At 74.1% G+C, this 23,922-nt stretch carries 18 protein-coding genes and 1 pseudogene; 9 read left to right on the top strand and 10 right to left on the bottom strand.

The annotated features are described in order from the left end of the window. Together IH25_RS39100 and IH25_RS0106355 are read left to right on the top strand one after the other, a co-directional pair. Nucleotides 1-377, top strand: a pseudogene (locus tag IH25_RS39100) (transposase); the annotation flags it as partial. A 348-nt stretch (nucleotides 378-725) separates the two neighbouring features. Next, nucleotides 726-2,102, top strand: coding sequence for an MFS transporter (locus IH25_RS0106355; RefSeq protein ID WP_030604360.1), 1,377 nt, complete (start codon nucleotides 726-728; stop codon nucleotides 2,100-2,102). Nucleotides 2,103-2,152: 50 nt separating this feature from the next. On the opposite strand, the gene IH25_RS0106350 is transcribed toward IH25_RS0106355, so the two are convergent. From IH25_RS0106350 to lnt, 4 genes are all read right to left on the bottom strand, one after another. After that, entirely contained in the window at nucleotides 2,153-4,072 is a 1,920-nt protein-coding gene (locus tag IH25_RS0106350) for a helix-turn-helix domain-containing protein (protein WP_030604356.1), read from the bottom strand. A 171-nt stretch (nucleotides 4,073-4,243) separates the two neighbouring features. Continuing rightward, on the bottom strand, nucleotides 4,244-5,095 hold the full coding sequence (locus tag IH25_RS0106345; RefSeq protein WP_030604348.1) for a 3-hydroxybutyrate dehydrogenase: 852 nt from the start codon (nucleotides 5,093-5,095) through the stop codon (nucleotides 4,244-4,246). Between the two features lie 54 nt (nucleotides 5,096-5,149). Beyond that, nucleotides 5,150-5,629, bottom strand: coding sequence for an NUDIX hydrolase (locus IH25_RS0106340; RefSeq protein ID WP_030604347.1), 480 nt, complete (start codon nucleotides 5,627-5,629; stop codon nucleotides 5,150-5,152). Nucleotides 5,630-5,779: 150 nt separating this feature from the next. After that, a complete protein-coding gene (lnt, locus tag IH25_RS0106335) occupies nucleotides 5,780-7,405 on the bottom strand; it encodes an apolipoprotein N-acyltransferase (protein ID WP_030604346.1) in 1,626 nt (541 codons plus the stop codon). A 413-nt stretch (nucleotides 7,406-7,818) separates the two neighbouring features. Here lnt and IH25_RS0106330 point away from each other — a divergent pair, with 413 nt between their 5' ends. Continuing rightward, nucleotides 7,819-8,769 (top strand): O-antigen ligase family protein, encoded by a 951-nt coding sequence (locus tag IH25_RS0106330; RefSeq protein ID WP_030604345.1) that lies wholly within the window; start codon nucleotides 7,819-7,821, stop codon nucleotides 8,767-8,769. Nucleotides 8,770-8,856: 87 nt separating this feature from the next. On the opposite strand, the gene IH25_RS0106325 is transcribed toward IH25_RS0106330, so the two are convergent. Both IH25_RS0106325 and IH25_RS0106320 read right to left on the bottom strand, forming a co-directional pair. After that, nucleotides 8,857-9,399 (bottom strand): phage holin family protein, encoded by a 543-nt coding sequence (locus IH25_RS0106325; protein ID WP_030604337.1) that lies wholly within the window; start codon nucleotides 9,397-9,399, stop codon nucleotides 8,857-8,859. Between the two features lie 70 nt (nucleotides 9,400-9,469). Beyond that, nucleotides 9,470-10,258, bottom strand: coding sequence for a glutamate racemase (locus tag IH25_RS0106320; RefSeq protein ID WP_030604334.1), 789 nt, complete (start codon nucleotides 10,256-10,258; stop codon nucleotides 9,470-9,472). Between the two features lie 16 nt (nucleotides 10,259-10,274). Between IH25_RS0106320 and IH25_RS0106315 the strand changes: the two genes are divergently transcribed. Further along, a complete protein-coding gene (locus IH25_RS0106315) occupies nucleotides 10,275-11,492 on the top strand; it encodes a glycosyltransferase (RefSeq protein WP_107058331.1) in 1,218 nt (405 codons plus the stop codon). A gap of 51 nt (nucleotides 11,493-11,543) precedes the next feature. Here the strand turns inward: IH25_RS0106315 and IH25_RS0106310 are convergent, their stop codons facing one another. Continuing rightward, nucleotides 11,544-12,818: a TerD family protein gene (locus IH25_RS0106310; protein ID WP_030604330.1), complete on the bottom strand. Its 1,275-nt coding sequence runs from the start codon at nucleotides 12,816-12,818 to the stop codon at nucleotides 11,544-11,546. Nucleotides 12,819-13,128: 310 nt separating this feature from the next. Here IH25_RS0106310 and IH25_RS0106305 point away from each other — a divergent pair, with 310 nt between their 5' ends. The 4 genes from IH25_RS0106305 to IH25_RS0106290 all read left to right on the top strand — a co-directional run bounded on the left by IH25_RS0106305 (nucleotide 13,129) and on the right by IH25_RS0106290 (nucleotide 17,903). Further along, nucleotides 13,129-13,572: a DUF6643 family protein gene (locus IH25_RS0106305; protein WP_030604326.1), complete on the top strand. Its 444-nt coding sequence runs from the start codon at nucleotides 13,129-13,131 to the stop codon at nucleotides 13,570-13,572. A gap of 42 nt (nucleotides 13,573-13,614) precedes the next feature. Then, complete coding sequence (locus IH25_RS0106300; RefSeq protein ID WP_051753801.1) at nucleotides 13,615-14,475, top strand: MOSC domain-containing protein; 861 nt, start codon at nucleotides 13,615-13,617, stop codon at nucleotides 14,473-14,475. A 161-nt stretch (nucleotides 14,476-14,636) separates the two neighbouring features. Further along, a complete protein-coding gene (locus IH25_RS0106295; protein ID WP_030604320.1) occupies nucleotides 14,637-15,242 on the top strand; it encodes an Rv1733c family protein in 606 nt (201 codons plus the stop codon). A 222-nt stretch (nucleotides 15,243-15,464) separates the two neighbouring features. Then, nucleotides 15,465-17,903 (top strand): right-handed parallel beta-helix repeat-containing protein, encoded by a 2,439-nt coding sequence (locus IH25_RS0106290; RefSeq protein ID WP_030604317.1) that lies wholly within the window; start codon nucleotides 15,465-15,467, stop codon nucleotides 17,901-17,903. Between the two features lie 27 nt (nucleotides 17,904-17,930). On the opposite strand, the gene IH25_RS0106285 is transcribed toward IH25_RS0106290, so the two are convergent. Both IH25_RS0106285 and IH25_RS0106280 read right to left on the bottom strand, forming a co-directional pair. Next, nucleotides 17,931-18,359: a hypothetical protein gene (locus IH25_RS0106285; protein WP_030604315.1), complete on the bottom strand. Its 429-nt coding sequence runs from the start codon at nucleotides 18,357-18,359 to the stop codon at nucleotides 17,931-17,933. Nucleotides 18,360-18,455: 96 nt separating this feature from the next. Continuing rightward, nucleotides 18,456-21,077 (bottom strand): hypothetical protein, encoded by a 2,622-nt coding sequence (locus IH25_RS0106280; protein ID WP_394298416.1) that lies wholly within the window; start codon nucleotides 21,075-21,077, stop codon nucleotides 18,456-18,458. Nucleotides 21,078-21,337: 260 nt separating this feature from the next. Here IH25_RS0106280 and IH25_RS0106275 point away from each other — a divergent pair, with 260 nt between their 5' ends. Further along, nucleotides 21,338-22,168, top strand: a complete 831-nt coding sequence (locus tag IH25_RS0106275) for a DeoR/GlpR family DNA-binding transcription regulator (RefSeq protein ID WP_030604307.1) — start codon at nucleotides 21,338-21,340, stop codon at nucleotides 22,166-22,168. Nucleotides 22,169-22,607: 439 nt separating this feature from the next. Here IH25_RS0106275 and cds1 read toward each other — a convergent pair whose 3' ends face one another. Continuing rightward, nucleotides 22,608-23,732: an L-cysteine desulfhydrase Cds1 gene (cds1, locus tag IH25_RS0106270; RefSeq protein ID WP_030604303.1), complete on the bottom strand. Its 1,125-nt coding sequence runs from the start codon at nucleotides 23,730-23,732 to the stop codon at nucleotides 22,608-22,610. Nucleotides 23,733-23,922 lie beyond the last annotated feature (190 nt).

The following is a 23,922-nucleotide window of genomic DNA, read 5'->3' as shown; positions in this document are numbered from 1 at the left end:
CAGCAGCTGACCAAGCGGCTGCTGGAGTCCGCCCTGGAGGGCGAGATCACCGACCACCTCGGCTATGACAAGCACGGTGCGGCGGGCAGGAACGGTGGCAATTCTCGCAACGGCACACGCTCCAGGACGGTGCTGACCGACGTCGGCCCGGTGGAGATCGTTGTGCCCCGTGACCGCGACGGCTCGTTCGAGCCCTTACCGAGATCAAGAACCGCGGCATCAGCGACGTGCTCATGCTGGTCTGCGACGGGCTCAAGGGCCTGCCCGAGGCGGTGGAGACCGTCTGGCCGAAGACGATCGTGCAGACCTGCGTGGTGCACCTGTTGCGGAACTCCTTCCGCTATGCCGCCCGCCAGGACTGGGACAAGATCGCCCGCGCTGAACGCCTTCGACATCACCTTCGACGGCCGCCTGCCGGCAGCTCGCCAGTAGCCCCAACCACCCCAGTTACACCGCTCATTTGACAGACCCGTCAGCACCGAACCAGCACGGGAGTCAGCACCGCACCGTCAAACCACCCCCAACTACGCGCACCGGACAGCACTGGTCTCGACCACTCCCGAGCCCCCGAACCACCCCTCCCCCGCCCGGCATGGTGGCCGCACGCATACCCGCCCCCAGAACTATGGTGCCCCACCACATGTGCCCCTGACCTGCGTCTTCCTACCGTGTGCCGACACGTATCCGTCGTACCCGTCCCCACCGCACACGAGGAAGTGGCGCACATGGCATCCGGAAACACCGCTCCCCCGCCCCCCGCCGGTCTCCCGAGGATCGTCGCCGCCAGCCTCATCGGGACCACCATCGAGTGGTACGACTTCTTCCTGTACGGCTCAGCCGCGGCGCTGGTGTTTAACAAGCTGTTCTTCCCGGACTCCGACCCGCTCGTCGGGACGCTGCTGTCGTTCCTGACGTACGCCGTCGGGTTCGCCGCACGCCCGCTGGGGGCGCTCGTGTTCGGGCACTACGGTGACCGGCTGGGGCGGAAGAAACTGCTGGTGCTGAGCCTGGTGCTGATGGGCGGGGCGACGTTCGCCATCGGGCTGCTGCCCACGCACGCCACCGTCGGCTCCGCCGCGCCCCTGCTGCTCACCGCGCTACGGCTGGTGCAGGGGTTCGCGCTCGGTGGCGAGTGGGGCGGGGCCGTGCTGCTGGTGTCGGAGCACGGCGACGCGCGGCGGCGCGGCTTCTGGGCCTCGTGGCCGCAGACCGGCGCCCCCGCCGGGCAGTTGCTCGCGACCGGTGTGCTGTCGCTGCTCACCGCCGTACTGTCCGACGACGCCTTCGGCGCCTGGGGCTGGCGGATCCCGTTCCTGCTCTCCGGGGTGCTCGTGCTGGTCGGTCTGTGGATCCGGCTGTCCGTCGACGAATCGCCCGTCTTCAAGGAGGCGTTGGAGCGGTCCCGGACGCGGCGGGCCGAGGCGGACGAGCAGCCGCCGCTGGTCTCCGTGCTGCGCCACCACTGGCGGGACGTGCTGGTGGCGATGGGCGCCCGGATGGCGGAGAACATCAGCTACTACGTCATCACCGCGTTCATCCTCGTCTACGCCACCACCTCGGCCGGCGTCTCCAAGCAGACCGCGCTCAACGCCGTACTCATCGGCTCCGCCGTGCACTTCGCCGTCATCCCGGCCTGGGGCGCGCTGTCCGACCGGGTCGGACGGCGGCCGGTGTACCTGCTGGGCGCGGCCGGCGTCGGGCTGTGGATGTTCCCGTTCTTCGCGCTGGTGGACACCGGCTCGTTCGGGTACCTGATCCTGGCCGTGACCGTCGGGCTGGTGCTGCACGGCGCCATGTACGCGCCGCAGGCCGCGTTCTTCGCCGAGATGTTCGCGACCCGGATGCGGTACTCGGGTGCCTCGATCGGTGCCCAGTTCGCCTCCGTGGCGGCCGGTGCGCCCGCCCCGCTCATCGCCACCGCGCTGCTCTCCGACTACGACAGCTCCACCCCGATCGCGCTGTACGTGATCGCCGCCGCCGTGCTGACCCTGGTGGCCGTGGCGCTCGCGCGCGAGACACGGCACCGGGATCTCGGCCGGATCACGGACGAGGACGGCGAGCCCTCGGGCGCCGGTGCGGCCGCCGAGGCGCGGACGCGCTGACCGGCGCCGGGGACCACACCCGCACCGACCGGTCCTCGCGCGGGGGCCGGTCAGTGCCGTATCGGCGTCGCCAACCGGTGGAGTCTGAGGGCCAGTTGAATCTCCAGGGCGCGGGCGGGGGTCTGCCAGTCCGGGCCCAGCAGGCGGCCCACGCGCTCCAGTCGCTGGGCCACCGTGTTCACGTGGACGTGCAGCGCGTCCTTGGTGCGTGCCGGGCTCATCCCGCCCTCGAAGTAGGCGTCGAGGGTGCGCACCAGTTCCGTGCCGCGCCGCTCGTCGTACGACACCACCGGGCCGATGGTCCGCTCGACGAAGCCGGCGATGTCCCGGTCGCCCGCGAGGAGCAGGCCGAGGAAGCCGAAGTCCTCGGCCGCCGCGCCGTCCCCGGCCCGGCCCAGCAGGCGCAGCGCGTCCAGGCAGCGGCGGCCCTCGGCATAGGCGGCGGCCACGGTCTCCGGGTGCCGGGCGAGGCCGGTGACGGGTGCCGAGGCGCCGACCGTGACCGGCTGGTGGACGGCCGTGCCCAGGTGGCGGGCGGTGCGGCGGGCCACTTCGGTGGCGGTGTCGCCGGCGCCGAGCGGCAGCAGCAGGACGGTGCCGCCGTCACGGGCCGCGGCCAGCCCCTGACGGGTGGCGGCGAGGTGGGAGGCGGCGGACCACAGCCGGCGGCGGGCCGCGGCCTCCTCGTCGGCGTCGGCCGCCGGTCCGTCGAGGCGGGCGGCGAGGACGACATGGGTGGCGTCCAGGTCCGCCTGGAGGCGGCCGGCGCGCTCGCGCAGCAGCCGTGGGTCCCGGTCGCGCGCGTCGAGCAGGTCGTCCAGCAGCTCGCCGCGCACCCGCTGTTCGGCCTCGGCGGCGGAGCGGCGGGCGAGCAGAAGCAGGGAGGTGACCATCGCGGCCCGCTCCAGGGTGCGCTGGTCGACCGGGTCCAGGCCGGGGTGGCCGCGCAGGACCAGGGCGCCGAGGAGTTCGCCGCCCGCGGCCACGGCGGCGATCCAGTCCTTGCCGTGCCGTACGGCGTGTCCCTCGGCGCGGGACGCCTCCAGCGCCTCGGCCGGTGCCGTGCCGGCCTCGGTGAACGTCACGGTGCCGTCGAGGACCTGGGAGACGGCGGCGGCCACGTCGTGCACCCCGCCGCCGCGCAGGACGAGTTCGGCGAGCCGGTCGTGGACCTCCGACGCCCGCTCGATGACGGCGCTGCGGTCCCGGATGATCTCGTTGGCGCGCTCCAGGCCGGCCAGGGCGGAACGGGTCTCGGTGAGCAGGTTGGCGGTGTCGATGGCCGCCGCGGCGAGCGCGGCGAAGGAGCCGAGCAGGGCGATCTGCTCGCGTTCGAAGACCCTCGCCCGCCGGTCCGCCGCGAACAGGACGCCGATCACGTGCGGGCCCAGCATCAGGGGCACGCCGAGGATGGCGACCAGGCCCTCGTCGCGGACGCCGGCGTCGATGACGCGGGTGTGCTGGAAGCGGGCGTCCTCGAAGTAGTCGTCGGTGACGTACGGCCGCGCGGTCTGGGCGACGAGTCCGCCGAGCCCCTCCCCCATGCCGAGGCGCAATTGCTGGAAGCGGGCGGAGACGGAGCCCTCGGTGACCCGCATGTAGGTGTCGCCGCGGGCCGGGTCGTTGAGGCTGAGGTAGGCGACGTCCGTGCCGAGCAGGGAGCGGGCGCGCTGCACGATCGCCTGCAGGACGGCGTCCACGTCGCGCAGTCCGGCGAGGTCGTGGGCGGTCTCGAAGAGCGCCGAGAGTTCCGCCTCGCGCCGCCGCCGGCCCTCCAGTTCGGCGCGCACCCGCAGGGCGAGCAGCCGGGCCTCTTCCAGCGCGGCGATCCGGCAGGCCGGCTCGGCGGCGGCCCGGGCACGCAGGACGGGCTGCTCGAATGCCTCCACGGAGGCGTCGCGGGCGAGCAGGTCGAGGTACGGCGCCTCGGCGCTGCCGGTGGGTGCCGGCTGGAGGTGATCACGGGACATGGTCACAGGATTCCGTATCGGCCGCCGGTCCGGCAGGCCTGTGGATAACTCCCGGATCCGGTGGTGCCGGGCTCTCCGGAGCCGGTGGTGTCGGCCTCTCCGGATCCGGTGGTGCCGGGCTCTCCGGAGCCGGTGGTGCCGGCCTCTCCGGATCCGGTGGTGCCGGGCTGGTCAGTGCGCCGTCCACCCGCCGTCCAGGACGAGGGAGGTGCCGGTGACGAAGGACGCCTGCGGGCTGCACAGATAGGCCACGGCCTCGGCGACCTCTTCGGGCTCGATGAGCCGCCGCAGGGCGCTGTCCTTCAGCAGCACCTCGGACACCACCCGGTCCTCGGGGATGCCGTGCGCCCGTGCCTGGTCGGCGATCTGCTTCTCGACCAGTGGGGTGCGCACATAGGCGGGGTTCACACAGTTCGAGGTCACACCATGGGCGGCGCCCTCCAGCGCGGCCGTCTTGGAGAGTCCTTCGAGACCATGTTTGGCGGCCACATAGGCAGCCTTGAAGGCAGAGGCGCGCAGACCATGGACGGAGGACACGTTCACGATCCGGCCCCAGCCTTGGGCGTACATGTGCGGGAGGGCGCCGCGGATGAGGCGGAAGGGTGCCTCCAGCATCACGGTCAGCACCGTGTGGAACACCTCGGGCGGGAACTCCTCGATGGGCCGTACCAGTTGCAGCCCGGCGTTGTTGACCAGCACGTCGGTGCCGGCGGCGGCGCGTTCGGCGGCGTCCAGGTCGGTGAGGTCCACGACGTGCGGTACGACGGTGCCCGTGAGGTCGCCGGCCCGCTCCGCCTCCCGGACCAGCTCGTCCAGGCCCGCCGCGTCCCGGTCGACGGCGCGCACCGCGGCCCCGGCGGCGGCCAGCCGCAGCGCGCAGGCGCGGCCGATGCCACTGGCGGCCCCGGTGACGAGCGCGGTGCGGCCGCCGAGGTCGAGGGCGAGCGGCCCGGGCCGGGGGTTGGGGCCGGGCACGGCGGCGGAACCGGTCGGGGCGGCGGGCAGGGGGGTGGACGAGGTCATGTGCCGACCCTAAGGGGGAGCCCACCGTCACCACATATGGTCCCCACCCATACTTCAGCCTGCAGTCATAGGGTCGAACCATGTGGGTGCATCGGACAGGGCCTGCTTGATCCGGAAGAGGCCGAACTCGTCCAGCGCGGGCAGGGCGTCCACCGTGAACCAGCCGACCTCCAGCGACTCGTCGTCGTTGACCCGGGCCTCGCCGCCCACCGCCCGGCAGCGGATGGTGATGTCCATGTACTGGCAGACGTCACCGTTGGGGTAGGTGACCGGCGGCAGCGCCTGGACCAGGACCACCCGCTCGGCCACACAGCGCACCGCCGTCTCCTCGAAGACCTCCCGCACCGCACAGGCCGCGGGCTGCTCGCCCGGCTCGGGGATGCCGCCGATCACCGACCACTTGCGCGTGTCCGTCCGCCGGCCGAGCAGCACCCTGCCCTCGTCGTCGAAGACGATCGCGGTGATCCCGGGCAGCCAGATCAGCTGCTGCCCGGCGGATGCCCTGAGCTCGCGGATGAATTCGGGAATAGCCATGCCCCGACCCTAACGGCCGGGGCACGGCACTCCCGCCGGTTCCCGGGTCGTACGACCGTCGTACCGCAGAGCACGGGGCTACGCGGCACGACGGTCGCACGGCGGAGCGCGGGGCTTCGCGGTACGGCGGACGTACGGCGGAGCGCGGGGCTACGCGCCGCCGCGCCGGGCGCGCAGGCCGGAGCCGATCGCCCAGCCGACCCCGCCCGCGGCGACCAGCACCAGCGCCAGCTCCGGGAGGACGCCCAGTTCGGTGGCGGGCGTCGTGGACGTGCGCAGCGGCACCTTCTGCACCAGGTAGGCGGGCACGAACATGCCGGTCCTCTGGGTGATCCGGCCGTCGGGCAGGATCACCGCGCTGACCCCGCTGGTCACCGGCACCGTCACGGTGCGGCTGTGCTCGACGGCGCGGACACGGGACATGGCGAGCTGCTGGTAGGTCATCTCGCTGCGGTCGAAGGTGGCGTTGTTGCTGGGCACGGAGATCATCTCCGCGCCGTGCGTCACGGTGTCCCGCACGGCCCAGTCGAACGCGGCCTCGTAGCAGGTGGCCAGGCCCACCTTGGTCCCGGCGATGTCGAACACGCCCGGCTCGGTGCCCCGGCTGAAGTCCTGGCGGGCCATCTCGGTCCAGCTCTTGTTGATGGCGCCGACGAGCGAGCGCAGCGGGAGGAACTCGCCGAAGGGCTGGATCTGCCGCTTGTCGTAGGTCTGCGTCGGTCCCTTGGCCGGGTCCCACAGGATCTGCTCGTTGAGCAGCTTGCCGTCCCGCTCCACCACACCGCCGACGGAGACGGGCACGCCGATGTCCTTGGCCGCCTGCTCGATGACGGCGGCGGCGTCGGGGTACTCGAAGGGGTCGATGTCGGAGGAGTTCTCCGGCCACAGGACGAAGTCGGGCTTGGGCGCCTTGCCGGAACGGACGTCGGCGGCGAGCTTGTGCGTCTCGCGCGCGTGGTAGTCGAGCACGGCGCGCCGCTGGGCGTTGAACTCCAGCCCCGCGCGCGGCACATTGCCCTGGATCACCGCCACGGTGGCGGTGCCGTTCTCCGCCCCGTCGCTCACCAGCGCGCGGGCCGCGACCGCGCCCGCCACCGGTACGGCCACGCTCAGCAGCGCGGCGGTCGCGGCTGCCCGGCGTACGGTCCGGTCCCGTCGGCGCTCGGCGAGCAGCCGCCCGGCCTCGTACAGGCCGAAACCGCACAGGACGACCGCGAAGCCGAGCACGGGGGTGCCGCCCACCGCGGCGAGCGGCAGGAAGATTCCGTCCGCCTGGCCGAAGGCGATCTTGCCCCAGGGGAAGCCGCCGAAGGGCACGCGCGCGCGTGCCGCCTCGCCCGCCGTCCACAGGGCGGCGGCCCACACCGGCCAGGCGGGCAGCCGAAAGACGGCGGCGACGCCGACGCCGGCCAGGGCGACGAAGACCGCCTCCGCGGCGACCAGGGCCAGCCAGGGCAGGGGACCGACCTCCACGCTGGTCCACACCAGCAGCGGCAGCAGGAAGCCCAGCCCGAAGAGGTAGCCGAGGCCGAGCGCGGCCTTCCAGCTCCGGCCGCGCAGCACCCAGGCGAACCCGGCGAACGCGGGCAGGGCGAGCCACCACAGGGTCCGCGGCGGGAAGCTGACGTAGAGCAGCACTCCGCAGAGCACGGAGGCGGCGGCCGGGACCAGGCGCACCAATCGGCCACGGCGCGCGGCGGACGCCGGGCGCGGCTCCAGCTGGTCCGGCTGGTCCGGCTGGTCCGGCTGGTCCACGGAGGTTGCGGTGACGGTCACCCGGGTGAGTGTACGGCGGTCGCGGCCACCGCCGACAGCGCGGTCCGGCGCCGGTCCACCGGAGATCGTCGCTGGTGGCGGGCCGTTCGCGGGGAGACACGGCCGGGCACCCGGTCGGGTTTCCCCGTCTCGGCGCGCCTGGGCGCACGCCCGCCGGGCCGTGCCGGGACGGGCACCGCGACCAGCAAAATCATGCCGTTCCTCCGCGTACCGCCCACAAAGCGGTCCGGAGCCGTTACGGTGTGCCCAGCCTCGGCGGCCCGGCCGGAAACCGGCCCGCGGCCGGGGCCTGCCAAGGTCGGGGGACCGGGTACGAGGGGCGACGGGTGGGGTCGACGGGGACGCAGTCCGCGACCGGTACGTGCGGTGCGGATGGCTATGGCGTGCGAAGAAACGTTTCCGACGGGACGGGCATGCTCCTGCTGGGGGCCTGCGCGGGGTGGTCGCTGATCACCGCGGCGGCCCGGGGCGGACGGCCGGAGGGCATGCTGCTCGCGGTGCTCGCCCTGGCCGCCGGGTATGCCGCGGGCCGGGTCTCCGGCGCGCTGCTGCCGGTGGCCGCGCCGGGCGTCGGCGCGGTAGCGGGGCTGGGGCTGACGGTGGTGCTGCCGGGGCTCTCCCCCGGTCCCTGGTACGCCGGGCCGCTCGGGGCCGCCGGCGGTACGGCCGCGCTGCTGGCGCTGGCCACCGGGGCCGCGTGCTGTGCGGCCTGGGCGACGCGCGTGCCGGCGCTGCGGATCGGGCTGGCGGCGCTGGCCTGCGCCACCGTGCCGTTGGGGCTGGCGCTGGGGTCGGCGGCCGGGTGCGTGGCCGGTGGGGCCGTCCTGCTGTGCTCGCTGGCCGCGGGCTCGGCGCACGGCCGGGGCGGGTGGCTGGCGGGACTGGCCGTGGCGGCGGGCCTGGTCACGGCGGCGCTCTGGGCGGTCGCGGCGGGCGCGCTGCCCGACGGGCTCGCCGGGGCGCTGGGCGGCTGGTTCCCCGCCCACCGGGTGCCGCAGTGGCAGGACGCCCTGCGGCTGGCGGACGACCACCTCGGGCTCGGCGTCGGCCCCGGCCGGTTCGGCGAGCTGGGCGACATCGGCGGGACGCTGCCGGCCGACGGCAGACCGCACTCGGCGCCGTTGCAGCAGGCGGCCGAGCAGGGCGTGGTCGGGGTGTCGCTGCTGGCCGCGGTGTTCTGCTGGGTCCTGTACGCGCTGTGGCGCAGCGCGCGCCCCACGCCGGTCGCCCTCACCGCGGGCGCGGCCCTGACGGCGCTGGCCGCCCTCGCCTCGGTGAGCAACGCCCTGAGCTTCACCCCGGTGACGGCGGGCGCCGGCCTCCTGGCGGGCTGGGCGACGGCCCGGCCGTGGTCGTCGCCCTGAACACACCGGGGTCGAGTCCGAACACACCGGGCGCCCGAAACCGAGCACACCGGGGGCCGAACCCGAACACGCCGGAGCGGACGTGTCCTAGCCGGCCGTTCCCGGCCTGATCGTGCGCAGACGGTCGCGGATGAGCCGGACCGCGGACTCCGCGTTGTCGACGGTGATCGTGAACGTGTGGCCGTCCCACAGGCGCAGCACGATGCCCTCGCCGCGGCGGACGACGACGGCGGTGCCCTTCTCGGGGCGCCAGCGGTAGCCCCAGCCGCCCCAGTGCCGGGGCGTGACATGGGCGGTGAAGTCGGCGCCGGCCACGTGGGAGAGCGGGATGCGGCGGCGCGGCAGCCCCATGTGTCCGCAGCGCACTTCGAGGCACTCGCGGTCGAGCTTGAGGTCGACGTGTACGAAGGCGAGCGTGCCGAAGAGCACCAGCAGACCGGCGGCGATGCAGCCGACGACGGACATCACCAGCGCGGCGATGCCCGACGTCCAGGCCGAGTCCACGGCCAGCGCGATGCCGAGCGCCAGGCAGGCGGCGCCGACGAGCGCGAACAGCCACTGCACCCGGTTGGTGGCGCGTCCCTTCCAGACCGGGGGAAGCTCTCCGTCGGCGTCGGGATGGTCCCTCATGTGTACGAGGTTACCCGGAATTCACCGCCCGCAGAGGGTGTAGCACGCGACCGGCGTCCGGACGTGCCGGTCAGCGGACCGGGCTGACGGCGCGCAGGAAGCGGCCTTCGTCGTAGGACAGCGCCGTGTCGGGGAGGGTGGCCTCGCGGCCGCTCAGCAGCACGGTGAGGGTGGTGTCGGCGGTGGTGGCCTCCGGGTCCGGTTCCACTCCGATCCGGCGCAGCGCCTGGGCGGCCACCGCCCCGGCGGTGCCGTGCAGCACGAGCGGCGGGCGGCCGGGCCGCTGGACGGCCGCGCGGATCCGCTCCGCGACCAGCTCGTAGTTGGTGCAGCCGAGGACGAGCGTGGTCACGTCCTCCGGGGTGCGGGCGGCGGCCGAGGCGATCGCGGCGTCGATCGCCTCGTCGTCGGCGTGGTGCACGGCGTCGGCGAGGCCGGGGCACGCCACCTCGGTGACGGTCACGCCGTCGGCGAACCGCTCGATCAGGCCGCGCTGGTAGGCGCTGCCCGTGGTGGCCGGGGTCGCCCAGATCGCCACGGGCCCGCCGCCCGCGGCGGCCGGCTTGATCGCCGGTACGGTGCCGATGACCGGCAGCCGGGGTTCGAGGCGCGCCCGCATCGCCGGCAGGGAGTGCACGGAGGCGGTGTTGCACGCGACGATCAGGACGTCGGGCTCGTGCGCGGCGGCGGCCTCGGCCACGGCGATGGCCCGCTCGGTGATGTCTTCGGGGGTGCGCGGTCCCCAGGGCATGCCGTCCGGGTCCCAGGACAGCACCAGATCCGCGTCGGGCCGCAGCCGGCGTACCGCGGCGGCGGCGGGGAGCAGGCCGATTCCGGAGTCCATGAGCGCGATCTTCACCCGGCCACGATAGACGATGCCCCCTCACGGGCCCCGCCGGGTGGGGCAGACTGCGGCCGTGAACGCGTACTTGTGGATCACCGTCGTATCACTGGCCGCCTGGGCCTGGCTGCTGCTCGGCCAGGGCTTCTTCTGGCGCACGGACGTCCGGCTGCCGCAGCGCCGGGAACCGGAGGCGTGGCCGTCGGTCTGCGTGGTCGTACCGGCCCGGGACGAGGCCGCCGTGCTGCCGGACAGCCTGCCGTCGCTGCTGGCGCAGGACTATCCGGGGCGGGCCGAGGTCTTCCTGGTGGACGACGGCAGCACGGACGGCACCGGGGAGCTGGCCCGCGAGCTGTCCCGGCGGCACGGCGGGCTGCCGCTGACCGTGGACTCGCCCGGTGAACCGCCGGCGGGCTGGACGGGCAAGCTGTGGGCGGTGCGGTACGGCATCGGGCTGGCACGCGCGCGTGGCCCCGAGTACCTGCTGCTGACGGACGCGGACATCGCGCACGCGCCGGACAGCCTGCGCGAGCTGGTGGCGGCGGCTGAGGCGGGCGGCTTCGACGTCGTGTCGCAGATGGCGCGGCTGCGGGTGGCGAGCCTGTGGGAGCGGCTGGTGGTGCCGGCCTTCGTGTACTTCTTCGCGCAGCTGTATCCCTTCCGGTGGATCGGCCGCAAGGGCGCGCGTACGGCCGCCGCGGCGGGCGGCTGTGTGCTGCTGCGCGCGGGGATGGCCGAGAAGGCGCGCATCCCGGACGCCATCCGGCACGCCGTGATCGACGACGTGGCGCTGGCGCGCGCGGTGAAGGGCGCGGGCGGCCGGGTCTGGCTGGGACTGGCCGACCGGGTGGACAGCGTGCGGCCGTATCCGGGGCTGGGCGACCTGTGGCGGATGGTCTCGCGCAGCGCGTACGCCCAGCTGCGGCACAACCCCCTGCTGCTCCTCGGTACGGTCGCCGGGCTGGCGCTGGTGTACCTGGTGCCGCCGGCCGCCGTGGTCGTGGGCGCGGCCGGCGGTGACGCGGCGACCGTGCTCGCCGGGGCGGTGGCGTGGGCGGTGATGGCGGGCACATATCTGCCGATGCTGCGCTACTACGGGCAGCCGCTGTGGCTCGCGCCGCTGCTGCCGTTCACCGCGTTCCTGTACCTGCTGATGACGGTCGACTCCGCCGTGCAGCACTACCGCGGGCGCGGGGCCGCCTGGAAGGGCCGTACCTACAGCCGCCCGGACGCCGTGCCCGACGAGGGCTGAGCCCGCTCGCGGGTGGCCGGGTCGTGCGCGGCCCGGCCGGCCGTGGCGGCGTCACTTGCGGCCGGGTGTCCAGTCCATGCCCCAGCCGTAGGCGTGGTCCACGGTCCGCTGCGGGCTCGTTCCGCGCTCCGGCACCAGGTACCGCGCCTCGCGCCGGACGAGCAGGTCGCCGCCGGTGTTGGTGATCAGGGCGAGCGCGCACACCGGGGAGGCGACGGTGCACTCGTCCAGCGAGAACTCGATGGGGGCGCCGTGCTGCGGCTGGAGGGTGACGGTGGCGTGCAGGTCGGCGAAGGACCGGGCGCCTTCGTAGATGGTGACGAAGACGAGGATGCGCCGGAAGTCACGGGTGTGGTCGAGGTTGATGGTGAGGTTCTCGCCGCTGGCCACGGCTCCGGTGCGGTCGTCGCCGTCGAGGTGGATGTACGGCGGCCGGTGCAGCGCGCCGAAGGCGTTGCCGAGGGCCTGGACGACTCCCTTGCGGCCGTCGGCGAGTTCGTACAGCGCGCACAGGTCGAGGTCGATGCCGCCCTGGCCGCTCAGCCGGCCGAGCCAGCCCGTGGGCTGCTTGAGCAGGTGCCAGTTGAGGTTCACCCGCATCGCGCCGGAGGTGCCGCCCTGTTTGGCGAGCGAGACGGACGGGGCCGCCTTGGTGAGCGTGACCTTGGACAGCCGGACCGGCTGGGCCGCGGGAGGCGCCGCAGGGGCCGTGGTGGGACGGGGCGGCGGGGCCGGCGCCACCGTGGGAGGCGCGGCAGGGGGCGGCGGGGCGAGGGGAGCCGGTGCCGCGGGAGCCGCCGCGTGCTGGGGTTCGTCCACGGTGATGCCGAAGTCCGTCGCCAGTCCTTCGAGTCCGCTGTCGTAGCCCTGGCCGACGGCCCGGAACTTCCAGCCGCCCTGGCGGCGGTAGAACTCGCCGAGCACGAAGGCCGTCTCCACCGTCGCGCCGGGGCTGTCGAAGCGGGCGACCACCTGCCCGGAGGCGGCGTCGGTCACCTCGATGTACAGGTTGGGGACCTGCCCGAACGTGCCGCCGTCGGCGGAGGCGGCGAGGACGATCCGCTCGATGTCGCCCTCCACGCGCGCGAGGTCGGCCAGCAGGGTGTCGGTGACCCGTCCGCCGGCCGTCCGCTTGCCCTCGTGGCGTAGCGCGCCGGAGGCGTGGGCGGGCTGGTTGTAGAAGACGAAGTCGGCGTCGGAGCGGACCTTTCCGGAGGCGAGCAGCAGGGCCGAGGCGTCGGCGTCGGGCACCCCGGGGCCGGAGCGCCAGCCCAGCTCGACGCGTAGCGCCGTCGTGGGCACCTGCGTGTTCGATCCTTTCGGCATTGACATGTCCGCCCCCATCGGGTGTTCGGTTCGGCGGGTTCCGCCCGTCGGTCCGGATCGTCTCGGCCCGTGCGATCCCTCCCCACAACCTATTCCGCGCCCCGGCGCACGCCCAGGAACGGCACAGGAAGATCGCCGGTCAACCGCCGGTAACACCGGAGGAACTCTGCCTTTACACGATCCAAACGTCGATTGGCGTCCCTTTTTGCCATGTTCGCTCGGATTGGGGATGTCAGACTCCCGACGACACGGAAAACAACCCTCTTATCGGTCTCCCCAACCAGCACATCGTGGGCTTAACTTATGTGCCATGACCTCCCCCCGCTCCACTTATGGTGGCGGCTACTACTCCGCCTCCTTCAAGGAGACCCCGATCTACGACTCGCTCGTCGCCGAGCGTGGCACTCCGCAGATCGCCCCGATCAGGGTCCCCGCCGCCTACGACACGGGCAGCAGCCTGCCCGCCCTGCCGTCGGCCCTGCCCGCCCTCCCGGCGGCCCCGTCCGCCCAGCAGGCCCCGGCCTACGGCTATCCGCAGGCGCCGCAGCCCGCTCCGCTGCAGCAGGCGCCCACGGCGTACATCCCGCAGCAGGCGAGCGCCCCGCGCGGCTATCCCGGCCCGCAGGCCCCGCAGCAGCAGCGGCCGATGGCGGGAGGCAACGGGTACGAAGCGATGCGCCCGGCCGCGCCGCGCCCCGCGCAGGCTCCCTACCAGGACCCGTACAACAACCAGCAGCAGTACCGCGGTTACTGACCGCGGCCCCGGCTGTCAGTGCCGCCTGGCACGATGGACGGCATGGGAAACGCCGTAGTGCAGTCGATCCACGTCCATCCGGTCAAGGCACTCCGGGGTCTATCGCCCCGGACGGCCGTGGTGGAGCCCTGGGGCCTGGCCGGTGACCGGCGCTGGACACTGATCGACGACGGGGGAAAGGTCGTCACCCAGCGCGAGTCACCGCGCCTGGCACTGGCCGCCGCCGAGCCTCTGGCCGGCGGCGGCATTCGTCTGTCCGCACCCGGCCGGCCGCCGCTGACGGTCGAGGTGCCCGAGCCTTCCGGGACCGTCCTGGTGGACGTGTTCCGCACGAAGGTGGAAGCGGTCCCGGCCGCCGCGGCGGCGCACGCCTGGTGCAGCGCCTATCTCGGGACCGAGGTCCGCCTGGTCCACATGGACGATCCGGCCGTCCGCCGCCCGGTCGACCCGGAGTACGCCCTGCCCGGCGAGACGGTGAGCTTCGCCGACGGCTTCCCCCTGCTGGTCACCACCGCGGCCTCGCTGGAGGCGCTGAACTCCGCGATAGCCGACGGGCCCCACGCCCACGAGGGCCCGCTGCCCATGAACCGGTTCCGGCCCAACCTCGTCGTCGCCGGCACCGAACCCTGGGCGGAGGACGACTGGATCCAAATCTCCGTCGGCGACGTGGTCTTCCGGGCCACCAAGCCGAGCGCGCGGTGCGTGGTGACCACCACCGACCAGGACACCGCCGCACGCGGCCGCGAGCCCCTGTTCACGCTGGCGCGCCACCGCAGGAGGGACGGGAAGGTGCTGTTCGGGCTGAACCTCGTGCCCGTCACGCCCGGCACCGTCGGCGTCGGGGACCCCGTGCGGGTGCTGGAGCGCGCCTCGGACGGGGCCCGGGCGGCGCGGGGGCGGTGATCCGCCGGTTTGGGAACCGGGGGCCGTGCGCCGGCCGTTGAGGGGGCGTGAGAAATTCGTGAGAGACCGCGTACATCGGAGGTCACGGCGCTGGTGATGCCGCCCGGTCCGGGTCCGGGCGGACACCGCCGCCGGGGTGGTGACGGACCGGAAGGGGGGACATGCGGGCACTCGGTGGGCTGTGGCGCTGGCGGCACAATCCGCTGCGCCGCGCGACCGATCTGGCCGAGGCGTGGCTGGCCCTCGTCGCGCTGCTGCTGATGGCCGTGGCCGCGCCCGTGACGGGCTGGCTGGTCGGACGGGCCGCCCAGGACTCGCTCCAGCGGTCCGCGCGGCAGCAGCAGCACGCGCGCCATCTCGTGACGGCCACCGTGGTGAGGGAGTTGGGCGGCACCCTGCCGGAGGCCGACCCCGAGTCGTCCTCCGCGCGCGAGAGCCACAGCCGGGTCCTGGCGTACTGGCGGGCGCCGGACGGCACCCGGCGGCACGGCCCGGTCCTCGCGGACCTGAAGTCCCCGCACCCGGGGGACCACTTCAGGCTGTGGACCGACCCGCGGGGCCGGATGACGACCCGTCCGCTGGACTCCGCCACGGCGACGGCGCACGCCGCGCTCGCGGGGCTCGGCGCGGCCCTGCTGACCGCGGCCCTGGTCGAGACCGGCCGGCGGGTGACCGTATGGCGCCTGGTCCGGCGGCGGTACGCGCGCTGGGACCAGGCGTGGGAGCGGGCCGGCCCGGACTGGGGCAAGGCGGACACCAGCAACTGACGGCCTTCGGGCTCCGGTCCACCGGGCTCACACGCACGCGCTACGGTGGACCGGCCGAAGCGCTGCCGGCGACGCCCCTGGGTGCGTGACCCCGGGGCGGGGGGCCCGGGAGCGCGCACGCGCTCACGCCCGCGGGCGGGCACGATCGCGGTGCGGCAGCGGCGGCAGCGCCCCGACGGGCAGCGGGCCGGCAGGACGACTAGGTGGGGGCACGGCAACGCCATGGCACAGGGCACGGTCCAGGTGACGCACACCGGTACATCGCGGTGGCGGCGCCGCACGGGTGAGTACGCGTCGCTGGCCGCCGCCCTGGAGGCCGCCGCCGACGGTGACGTCCTCACCATCGCCCCCGGCACCTACCGGGAGAACCTCGTCGTCCACCGGGCGGTGACGCTGCGCGGGTCCGAGGGTTCGGCCGGTTCGGTGCGGATCGCGCCCGTGGACGGGGTACCGCTCACCGTGCGGGCCTCGGCGGTGGTGCGCGACGTGCATGTGGAGGGCCAGGACGCCGCGGTGCCCGCGCTGCTGGTCGAGGAGGGCACCCCCGAACTGGCGGACGTGCGGATCGTCACCCGGTCCGCCGTCGGCATCGAGGTGCGCGGCGGCGCCCGGCCGACCGTGCGGCGGTGCACCGTCGACAACCCGGCCGGTGTCGGCATCGCCGTACTCGACGCCGGCGGCGGGGTGTTCGAGGACTGCGAGGTCGTCGCGGCCGGACAGGCGGGCGTCGCCGTCCACGGCGGCGCCCGGCCGCGGCTGGAGCGCTGCCGGGTGCACCACGCCTCCGGCACCGGACTCACCGTGACCGGGGAGAACACCGCGCTGGAGGCGGTCGGCTGCGAGGTGTACGAGGTGCGCGGCGCGGGCGTGCAGGTCACCCGGCGGGCCACCGCGCAGCTGACCGACTGCGATGTGCACCGCACCACCGCCGACGGCATCACCCTGGACACCGACGCGGTGCTCACACTCGCCGACTGCCGGCTGCACGACATCCCGGAGAACGCGGTCGACCTGCGCTCCCGCTCGGTCCTGACGCTGACCCGGACGACGGTGCGCCGGTTCGGGCGCAACGGCCTGTCGGTGTGGGACCCGGGCACCCGCGTGGACGCCAACCAGTGCGAGATCTTCGACAGCACCGGCGACTATCCGGCGGTGTGGGTGAGCGACGGCGCCACCGCGGTGCTCGACTCCTGCCGGGTGCACGACGTGCCGGACGCGCTGTTCGTCCTGGACCGCGGCTCCCGTGCGGACGTCGTCGACAGCGACCTGTCCCAGGTGCGCAACACGGCCGTGTCGGTGAGCGACGGGGCGACCGCGCAGCTGGACGACTGCCGGATCCGGGAGGCGGCCACCGGCGCCTGGTTCCGCGACCACGGCAGCGGCGGCACGCTGAACAACTGCACCCTGGAGGACACCCAGACCGGGGTGATCGTCACCAAGGGCGCCGACCCGGTCATCGAGCGCTGCACGGTCGGCTCCCCCGCCGAGGCGGGTTTCTACGTCTCCGCGGGTGGCCGGGGCAGCTTCCTGAACTGCCGGGTCACCGGCAGCGGAGGCTACGGCTTCCATGTGATCGACGGCAGCCGTACGACCCTGCGCAAGTGCCGTACGGAGCGCTGCGCGCGCGGCGGGTACGAGTTCGCCGACGGCGGCCCGGACGCGGCCTCGGGGACGGGGCCGGTCGTGGAGGACTGCACCAGCGACGAGAGCGCCGCCGCCCGGCCGCCCGCGGTGCGCGAGCCGGCCGTGCAGACGGTGACCCAGACCCCGGGCCTGCTCGGTGCCCTGCCCGGGCAGCGGACAACCGAGCAGGAGCCGCCCGGCCCCGTCGTGGAGCCGGCCGGGTCGCGGCGGACGTCGCAGGACGTGCTCGGCGAACTCGACGCGCTGGTGGGCCTGGAGAGCGTCAAGCGCGAGGTGCGGGCGCTGACCGACATGATCGAGGTGGGCCGGCGCCGGCAGCGGGCGGGGCTGAAGGCGGCCTCGGTCAAGCGGCACCTGGTCTTCACCGGCTCCCCCGGCACCGGCAAGACGACGGTCGCCCGGCTGTACGGGGAGATCCTCGCCTCGCTGGGCGTGCTGGAGAAGGGTCACCTGGTGGAGGTGTCCCGGGTCGACCTGGTCGGCGAGCACATCGGCTCCACGGCGATCCGCACCCAGGAGGCCTTCGAACGGGCGCGTGGCGGTGTGCTGTTCATCGACGAGGCGTACGCGCTGTCCCCTGAGGACGCCGGGCGGGACTTCGGCAAGGAGGCCATCGACACCCTGGTGAAGCTGATGGAGGACCACCGGGAGGAGGTGGTGGTGATCGTCGCCGGGTACACCGCGGAGATGGAGCGCTTCCTGTCCGTCAACCCGGGGGTGGCCTCCCGCTTCTCCCGGACCATCACCTTCGGCGACTACGGCCCCGAGGAACTGCTGCGGATCGTGCGGCAGCAGGCGGACGAGCACGAGTACCGGCTGGCGCCGGGCGCGTCCGAGGCGCTGCTGACGTACTTCGCGGCGATCCCGAAGGGCCCGGCGTTCGGCAACGGCCGGACCGCCCGGCAGACGTTCGAGGCGATGGTGGAGCGGCACGCGAGCCGGGTGGCCCAGCTTCCCGACCCGACCACCGACGACCTGACCCTGCTGTACGCGGAGGATCTGCCCCAACTGCCGTGAGCGGCCGCACCGGCCGCCCCCGGCGGGCTACAGGTTGTCCCCCCAGCCGGTCTGGATCATCGTCTGGAAGGCCCACTTCCCGTCCCGCCTGAGCAGGATGTCGGCGTACCTGAGGCGCTGGGAGTGGCCGTCGGCCGTCATGGTCGAGTCCGTGAAGACGACGGCCATCGAGGAGGACAGGAACACCGGGGTCCGGGTGGACTCGAAGGTGATGTCCTGGTCGCCGTCGCCCATCACCTGGGTCATGGTGGCGACGAACCGGTCCCGGTCCCACTGTGCCGACCGGCCGTCGCCCGCGGAGTCGTCGCTGACGAGGTTGAGCGGGAACACCGCCATGTCCGCCATGCGCCGCACGTCGCGCCGGCCGCTCGCCGCGTCGTACTCCGCGAACCAGGCGTCCAGGCTCGCGCGGTCCTCGGCGGTCGGGGTGTATCCGGTGTCGGGCAGGAAGGTCATGCGGGCTCCTTCGACGGTGACGGAAGTCAGCTAATCAAGTTTGACTAGTCGACTCGCAGGGAGCGTACACCTCTCCGCTTCAGTGATCAAACTTGATTAGTGAGAGTGGTCGGGAAGGTCTGCGTGGGCCGGGTCCGGGCGTTGGGCCGGCAGGCCGGGGAGGAGACGGGTCAGCAGGCGCGCTCGTTCGCGGGCGAAGACGGGGTCCGATGGGTAGTCGGAGTGGCCGAGGATCGGGGCCGGGAGCGGGTGGTCGAGGGTACGGCCGTAGGCACGGGGGTCCGGCAGCGGATCGTGGTCGACTTCCGGGGCGGTGCCGGCGGGGATGCGGACCGGGCCGCCGATGGGGTCGGTACGACGGTAGAGGTTGCGCCAGCAGGCGATGTCGCGGTGCAGCGCGGCGAGGGCCGGCGGGCCGAAGTGGGCCGGGAACCAGCGGCCGTACAGGCGCTCCAGCGGGGAGCCGTAGGTGAGCAGGGCGACCCGGGTGCGGACCGACGGCGGGAGCTGCCAGGCCGCCGCGGCGGCGAGGACGCTGCCCTGGGAGTGCCCGGACAGCACCAGCCGGCCGCCGGTGCGCCGGGTCCAGGTGACCATGCGCCAGGTCAGGTCCGGCACGGCGCGCTCGGCGTAGCAGGGCGGGGCGAAGGGGTGGGCGGCGCGCGGCCAGAAGGTGCCGACGTCCCAGAGGATGCCGATGGTGCGCCGGGCCGAGGCGTCCTTGTACGCGCGCCTGCCCCAGGTCACGAAGAGCACGAAGCCGAGGCCCACCAGCCAGGAGCCCAGCGCCTGGGAGGTCTCGGCCACGGCCTGGACGAGGTGCGGGGTGCGGTGGGCCGCCCCGTCGGGCGTCTTCCCGGTGGCCGCCGCGCCGGCCAGCGCCACCGCGCCCAGCACCAGGGTGGTGGCGGTGAGGACGGCGACGACGAGAGGGACGCTGTCGGTCAGGGTGGCCATGGCACGGGCGTGCGCGATGGCGCGGGTGCGGGACGGGTCCCCGGGTTCGCCGGGGTACTCGCGGCGCACGCGGGCGCGTTCGGCGCGGGCGAGCCGGGCGGTACGCACCGCGAGGGCGGCGCACAGGACCAGCAGCACCGCGAGGAGCGCCGGGATGACGGAGGCCTGCCAGGTCAGCAGGGCGGGCGGACCGGCGAGCAGGGCACGGGTGCCGTCCAGCCAGTCGGCGACGCGCTGGGCGACCCCGCCGGAGATCACTCCGCCCAGCGCGCAGGCGAGCAGGGCGACGGCGGGCCCGCCCAGGCCCCGCATCCCGGTGCGCGGGTCGGGCCGGCGCCGGTACAGGATCCGGGCCACGACCGCGAGGGCGACGATGACGACGCCCTGGGCCAGCATGAGGATGCCAAAGGCCGAGGCGCCCGGCAGCCCCCCGGTGGACTGCCAGCCGGGCCGGGACCACCCGGCGTACAGCAGGGCGAGCAGGAGCAGGGCGAGTGCGCCGAGCTTCAGGCGGCGGACCAGGTGCCGGTCCAGACGCCGGTCCAGACGGCGCTCGCTGCGGCCCCGGCGGCAGACCACCCAGACCACGGCGACCGCCCCGGTGGCCAGGGCCGCGAGCAGGGCCCAGCCGAGGACGTCCAGGACCGCCGCGCCGCCGGGCCGGCGGTCGAAGCGGGCGGCCGGGACGGTGACGGCCGCGGCCACCGTGAGCAGACCGGCCGCGGTGTGCGCCGCGCGCAGCCGGGCGACCAGCCGGCGCCCGTACCAGAAGCCGGGCCGGGCCAGCGCGCTGCCCCGTGGGTCCGGCCGGGCTTCGGCGTCCGGCCCGGTGGCGTCGGGGTCGTCCCGCTCGGCAGCGGCGTCGGCGTTGCGCCCGGTAGCGGCGTCGGGCTCCCGTTCGGTGGCGTTCGGGTCCTGCTCGGTGTCCGGGTCCGGCTCGGCGTCCGGAGACAGCGGCCGGTGGGACTCGTACGCGCGCCAGGTGCGGTGCGAGAGGTACCAGAGCAGGCCGGTCAGCGCGGCCGGCACCGCGGCGGCCAGGGCCAGCCTGCGGCCGGGCGCGCTCCACCATCCGCCGGCCCCGGCGGGCGCCCCGGGGGCCGCGGGCGCCAGGAAGCCCAGCCAGGAATGACGCCGTACGCACGCGGGGGCGCTCGCGCACTGCCAGGCCACCAGGTCCAGGGCGACCTCGCAGACGGCGGCGACCAGCAGCACCGTCAGGGTGAGGGCGGTCAGCCGCACCAGCAGGCCGTAGAGCCGCACGGTGCGCGGCCGGCCGGGTGCGGCGGGGCGCATCCAGTGGGCGAGGTTGACGACCATGAACGGCAGCAGCAACAGCCACAGGGCGCGGCTGCCGTCGCCGGAGGTGAGGTTGCACCAGACGTACGCCTCCCGGACCGGCCCGCGGCGCGGGTCCCGCCCGGCCGGGGCAGGACCCAAGGCCCCGGCCTCCCCGGTGTCCTCGGTGTCCTCGACGTCCTCGGCGCGCCGGAAGACGGCGGCCGTGTCGTCGCCGGAGACCCGGACCGTGCGCGGATCGCCGAGCATCTTCTCGGGCGTGGTGCCGCCGACCCCGTGCACCAGCAGCTCCAGGTCGGTCGCCGGCTCCGCCGGCCCTCGCGCCGCGCTCTCTTCGTAGTCCCCCAAGGGCGGATTCCCTAAGGACGGTCCCCCTGGGGTCCGGTCGTCGTACCGGTCCGGTTCCGGGCCCTCGTACCGTTTGGCCGTCTGCTCCGCGGACCGGTCCTGCGCGCGTTCCATCGTTTCGCACATCCCCCGTGACGCCCTGACGTCTGTGTCGTGCGCGCTCCAGGATGACCGGTCCGGCCGCCGTGCACACCGCTCGTCACGGAATCTCCCCGAACCGGGTCACGCCGGACGCCTCCGGAGGTGGTGGCGCGAGCGGGGCCGCCCCGTGAAAAGATGGGACGCCCGCGCACTGCCCGAACGGACGGAAGTCCAGGTCGCAGCCGGTGCGCCGGGCGTGTCGGACGGTTGGCGGCGAAAGGACCGGAGCGTACGTGAGCGAGAATCAGAACCTCCTCGCGGAGCAGCGCCGCGCCCTGATCCTCGACGAGGTCCGGCGGCGCGGCGGGGTGCGGGTCAACGAGCTGACCCGCAAGCTCGGCGTCTCGGACATGACCGTGCGCCGCGATCTGGACGCGCTCGCCCGCCAGGGCATGCTGGAGAAGGTGCACGGCGGCGCCGTGCCGGTGGTCGAGGCCAGCACGCACGAGCCGGGGTTCGAGGCGAAGTCGGGGCTGGAGCCGACCGCCAAGGAGGACATCGCGCGGGCCGCGGCCCGGCTGGTCGGCCCGGGGGCGGCGATCGCCCTGTCCGGCGGTACGACGACCTACGCGCTCGCCCGGCAGCTGCTGGAGGTGCCCGATCTGACCGTGGTGACCAACTCGGTGCGGGTCGCGGACGTCTTCCACGTCGCGCAGCGCACCTCGGGGCAGCGTCAGGGGGCGGCGACGGTGGTGCTGACCGGCGGGGTGCGCACCCCGTCGGACTCGCTGGTGGGGCCGGTGGCCGATCAGGCGATCGCCGCGCTCCACTTCGATCTGCTGTTCCTCGGCGTGCACGGCATATCGCTGGAGGCGGGTCTGTCCACGCCGAATCTCGCGGAGGCCGAGACCAACCGGCGTCTGGTGCACTCCGCGCGCCGGGTCGTGGTGGTCGCCGACCACACCAAGTGGGGCACGGTGGGCCTGAGTTCGTTCGCCGCGCTGGACCAGGTGGACACGCTGGTGACCGACGCGGGCCTGCCCGCCGAGGCGCGCGCGGAAATCTCCGAGCACCTGCGGGTGATCGTGGCGGGCGAGCCGGAGGAAGAGGCCGCGGAGGCCTGACGGGCCCGGCCCACGGGTTCCGCCTTACGGGTCTTCCCTACGGGGCCTGCCCAGGGGTTCCGCCTTACGGGTCTCGCCTACGAGCACTGCCTACGGGTTCTGCCTTACGGGTCTCGCCTTACGGGTTCTGCCGTACCGTCCCCATCTGAAGGGGCTTTCGGCCAGGGTGTGTCCGCGCCGACCGGTCGAGCGCCCCACGGGGCGGCACAAGGGGGGCACGTCTCAGGGGCGGGAGACGGTGCTCGTGGCGCGGGAACCGGAGGTGTACGCCTACCGCGTCGACGTCCGCCGGGGCGACGACGCGACGGCCGGCACGATGCGAACGGCCCGCGACGCGCTGACGGGCGCGAGCGGACAGCCGGCGACGCGCCGGTCCGCACCGGGCGGGCAGCCGAGCGGCGCGGGGCATCGGTCGGCCCCGTGTGGCGCCCGGGCACCGTCAGGCCGGCCATGCCCCCGTCGCCAGGAACGAGTCGAGCGCCGTCGCGTACGGCGCGATGTCCAGGCCCTGGGCCGCGAGCCACGCGTCCGAGTAGTACTTGTCGAGGTACCGGTCCCCCGGATCGCACAGCAGGGTGACGACACTGCCGGTACGGCCCTCGGCCACCATCTCGGCGACGATCTTCAGCGCGCTCCACAGCCCGGTGCCCGTGGAGCCGCCCGCCTTGCGGCCGATGGCGCCCTCCAGCGCCCGTACGGCGGCGACGCTCGCCGCGTCCGGCACCTTCATCATCCGGTCGATCGCGCCGGGCACGAAGCTGGGCTCCACGCGGGGCCGGCCGATGCCCTCGATCCGGGAGCCGCAGTCGCAGGTGACGTCCGGGTCGCCGGTGGTCCAGCCCTCGAAGAAACAGGAGTTGTCGGGGTCGGCGACACAGATCCGGGTGTCGTACTGCATGTAGTGGACGTAGCGGGCGAGGGTCGCGGAGGTGCCGCCGGTGCCCGCCGTGGCCACGATCCAGGCCGGCTCCGGGAACCGCTCCAGGCGCAGCTGGCGGAAGATGGATTCGGCGATGTTGTTGTTGCCGCGCCAGTCCGTGGCCCGCTCGGCGTAGGTGAACTGGTCCATGTAGTGGCCGCCGGTCTCCGCCGCCAGGCGGGCGGACTCCTCGTACATTTTCCGGGAGTCGTCCACGAAGTGGCACCGCCCGCCGTGGAACTCGATGAGCCGGCACTTCTCGGCGCTGGTCGTGCGCGGCATGACGGCGATGAAGGGCACGCCGATCAGCTTCGCGAAGTAGGCCTCCGAGACCGCCGTGGAGCCGCTGGACGCCTCGATCACCGGGCGGCCCGGGCGGATCCAGCCGTTGCACAGGCCGTAGAGGAACAGCGAGCGGGCCAGCCGGTGCTTGAGGCTGCCGGTGGGGTGGGTGGACTCGTCCTTCAGATAGAGGTCGATGCCCCACCGTTCGGGCAGCGGGAAGCGCAGCAGGTGGGTGTCCGCCGAGCGGTTGGCGTCGGCCTGGACCTTGCGGACGGCTTCTTTGAGCCAGTCACGGTAGGCGGGGTCGCTGCGGTCGACGTCGAGGGTGGCGCCGGTGGTGGTCTGGGGCGGGATGCTCACGGCGGGGCTCCTTGCACTCGTCGCCGACGGCGCCTCGCGCGGGTCGGCAGATCGAGCATAGGTGGCTTTCAGATACCTTCCCACCTGCATAAACGCATCTTTGGGCCCCTCCAAGACGGGCTGGGGCACAGGCGTGCGACCCGGACGGGGCGCATGGACGCGCGTGCTCCGGGTGCCTCTCTCGCGCGCC

It is taken from the genome of Streptomyces achromogenes subsp. achromogenes, from assembly GCF_000720835.1.
GTDB classification, from domain to species: Bacteria; Actinomycetota; Actinomycetes; order Streptomycetales; family Streptomycetaceae; genus Streptomyces; species Streptomyces achromogenes.
The sequence above is the reverse complement of the archived record's forward strand: the minus strand, read 5'-3'. Positions and strand labels throughout refer to the sequence as shown.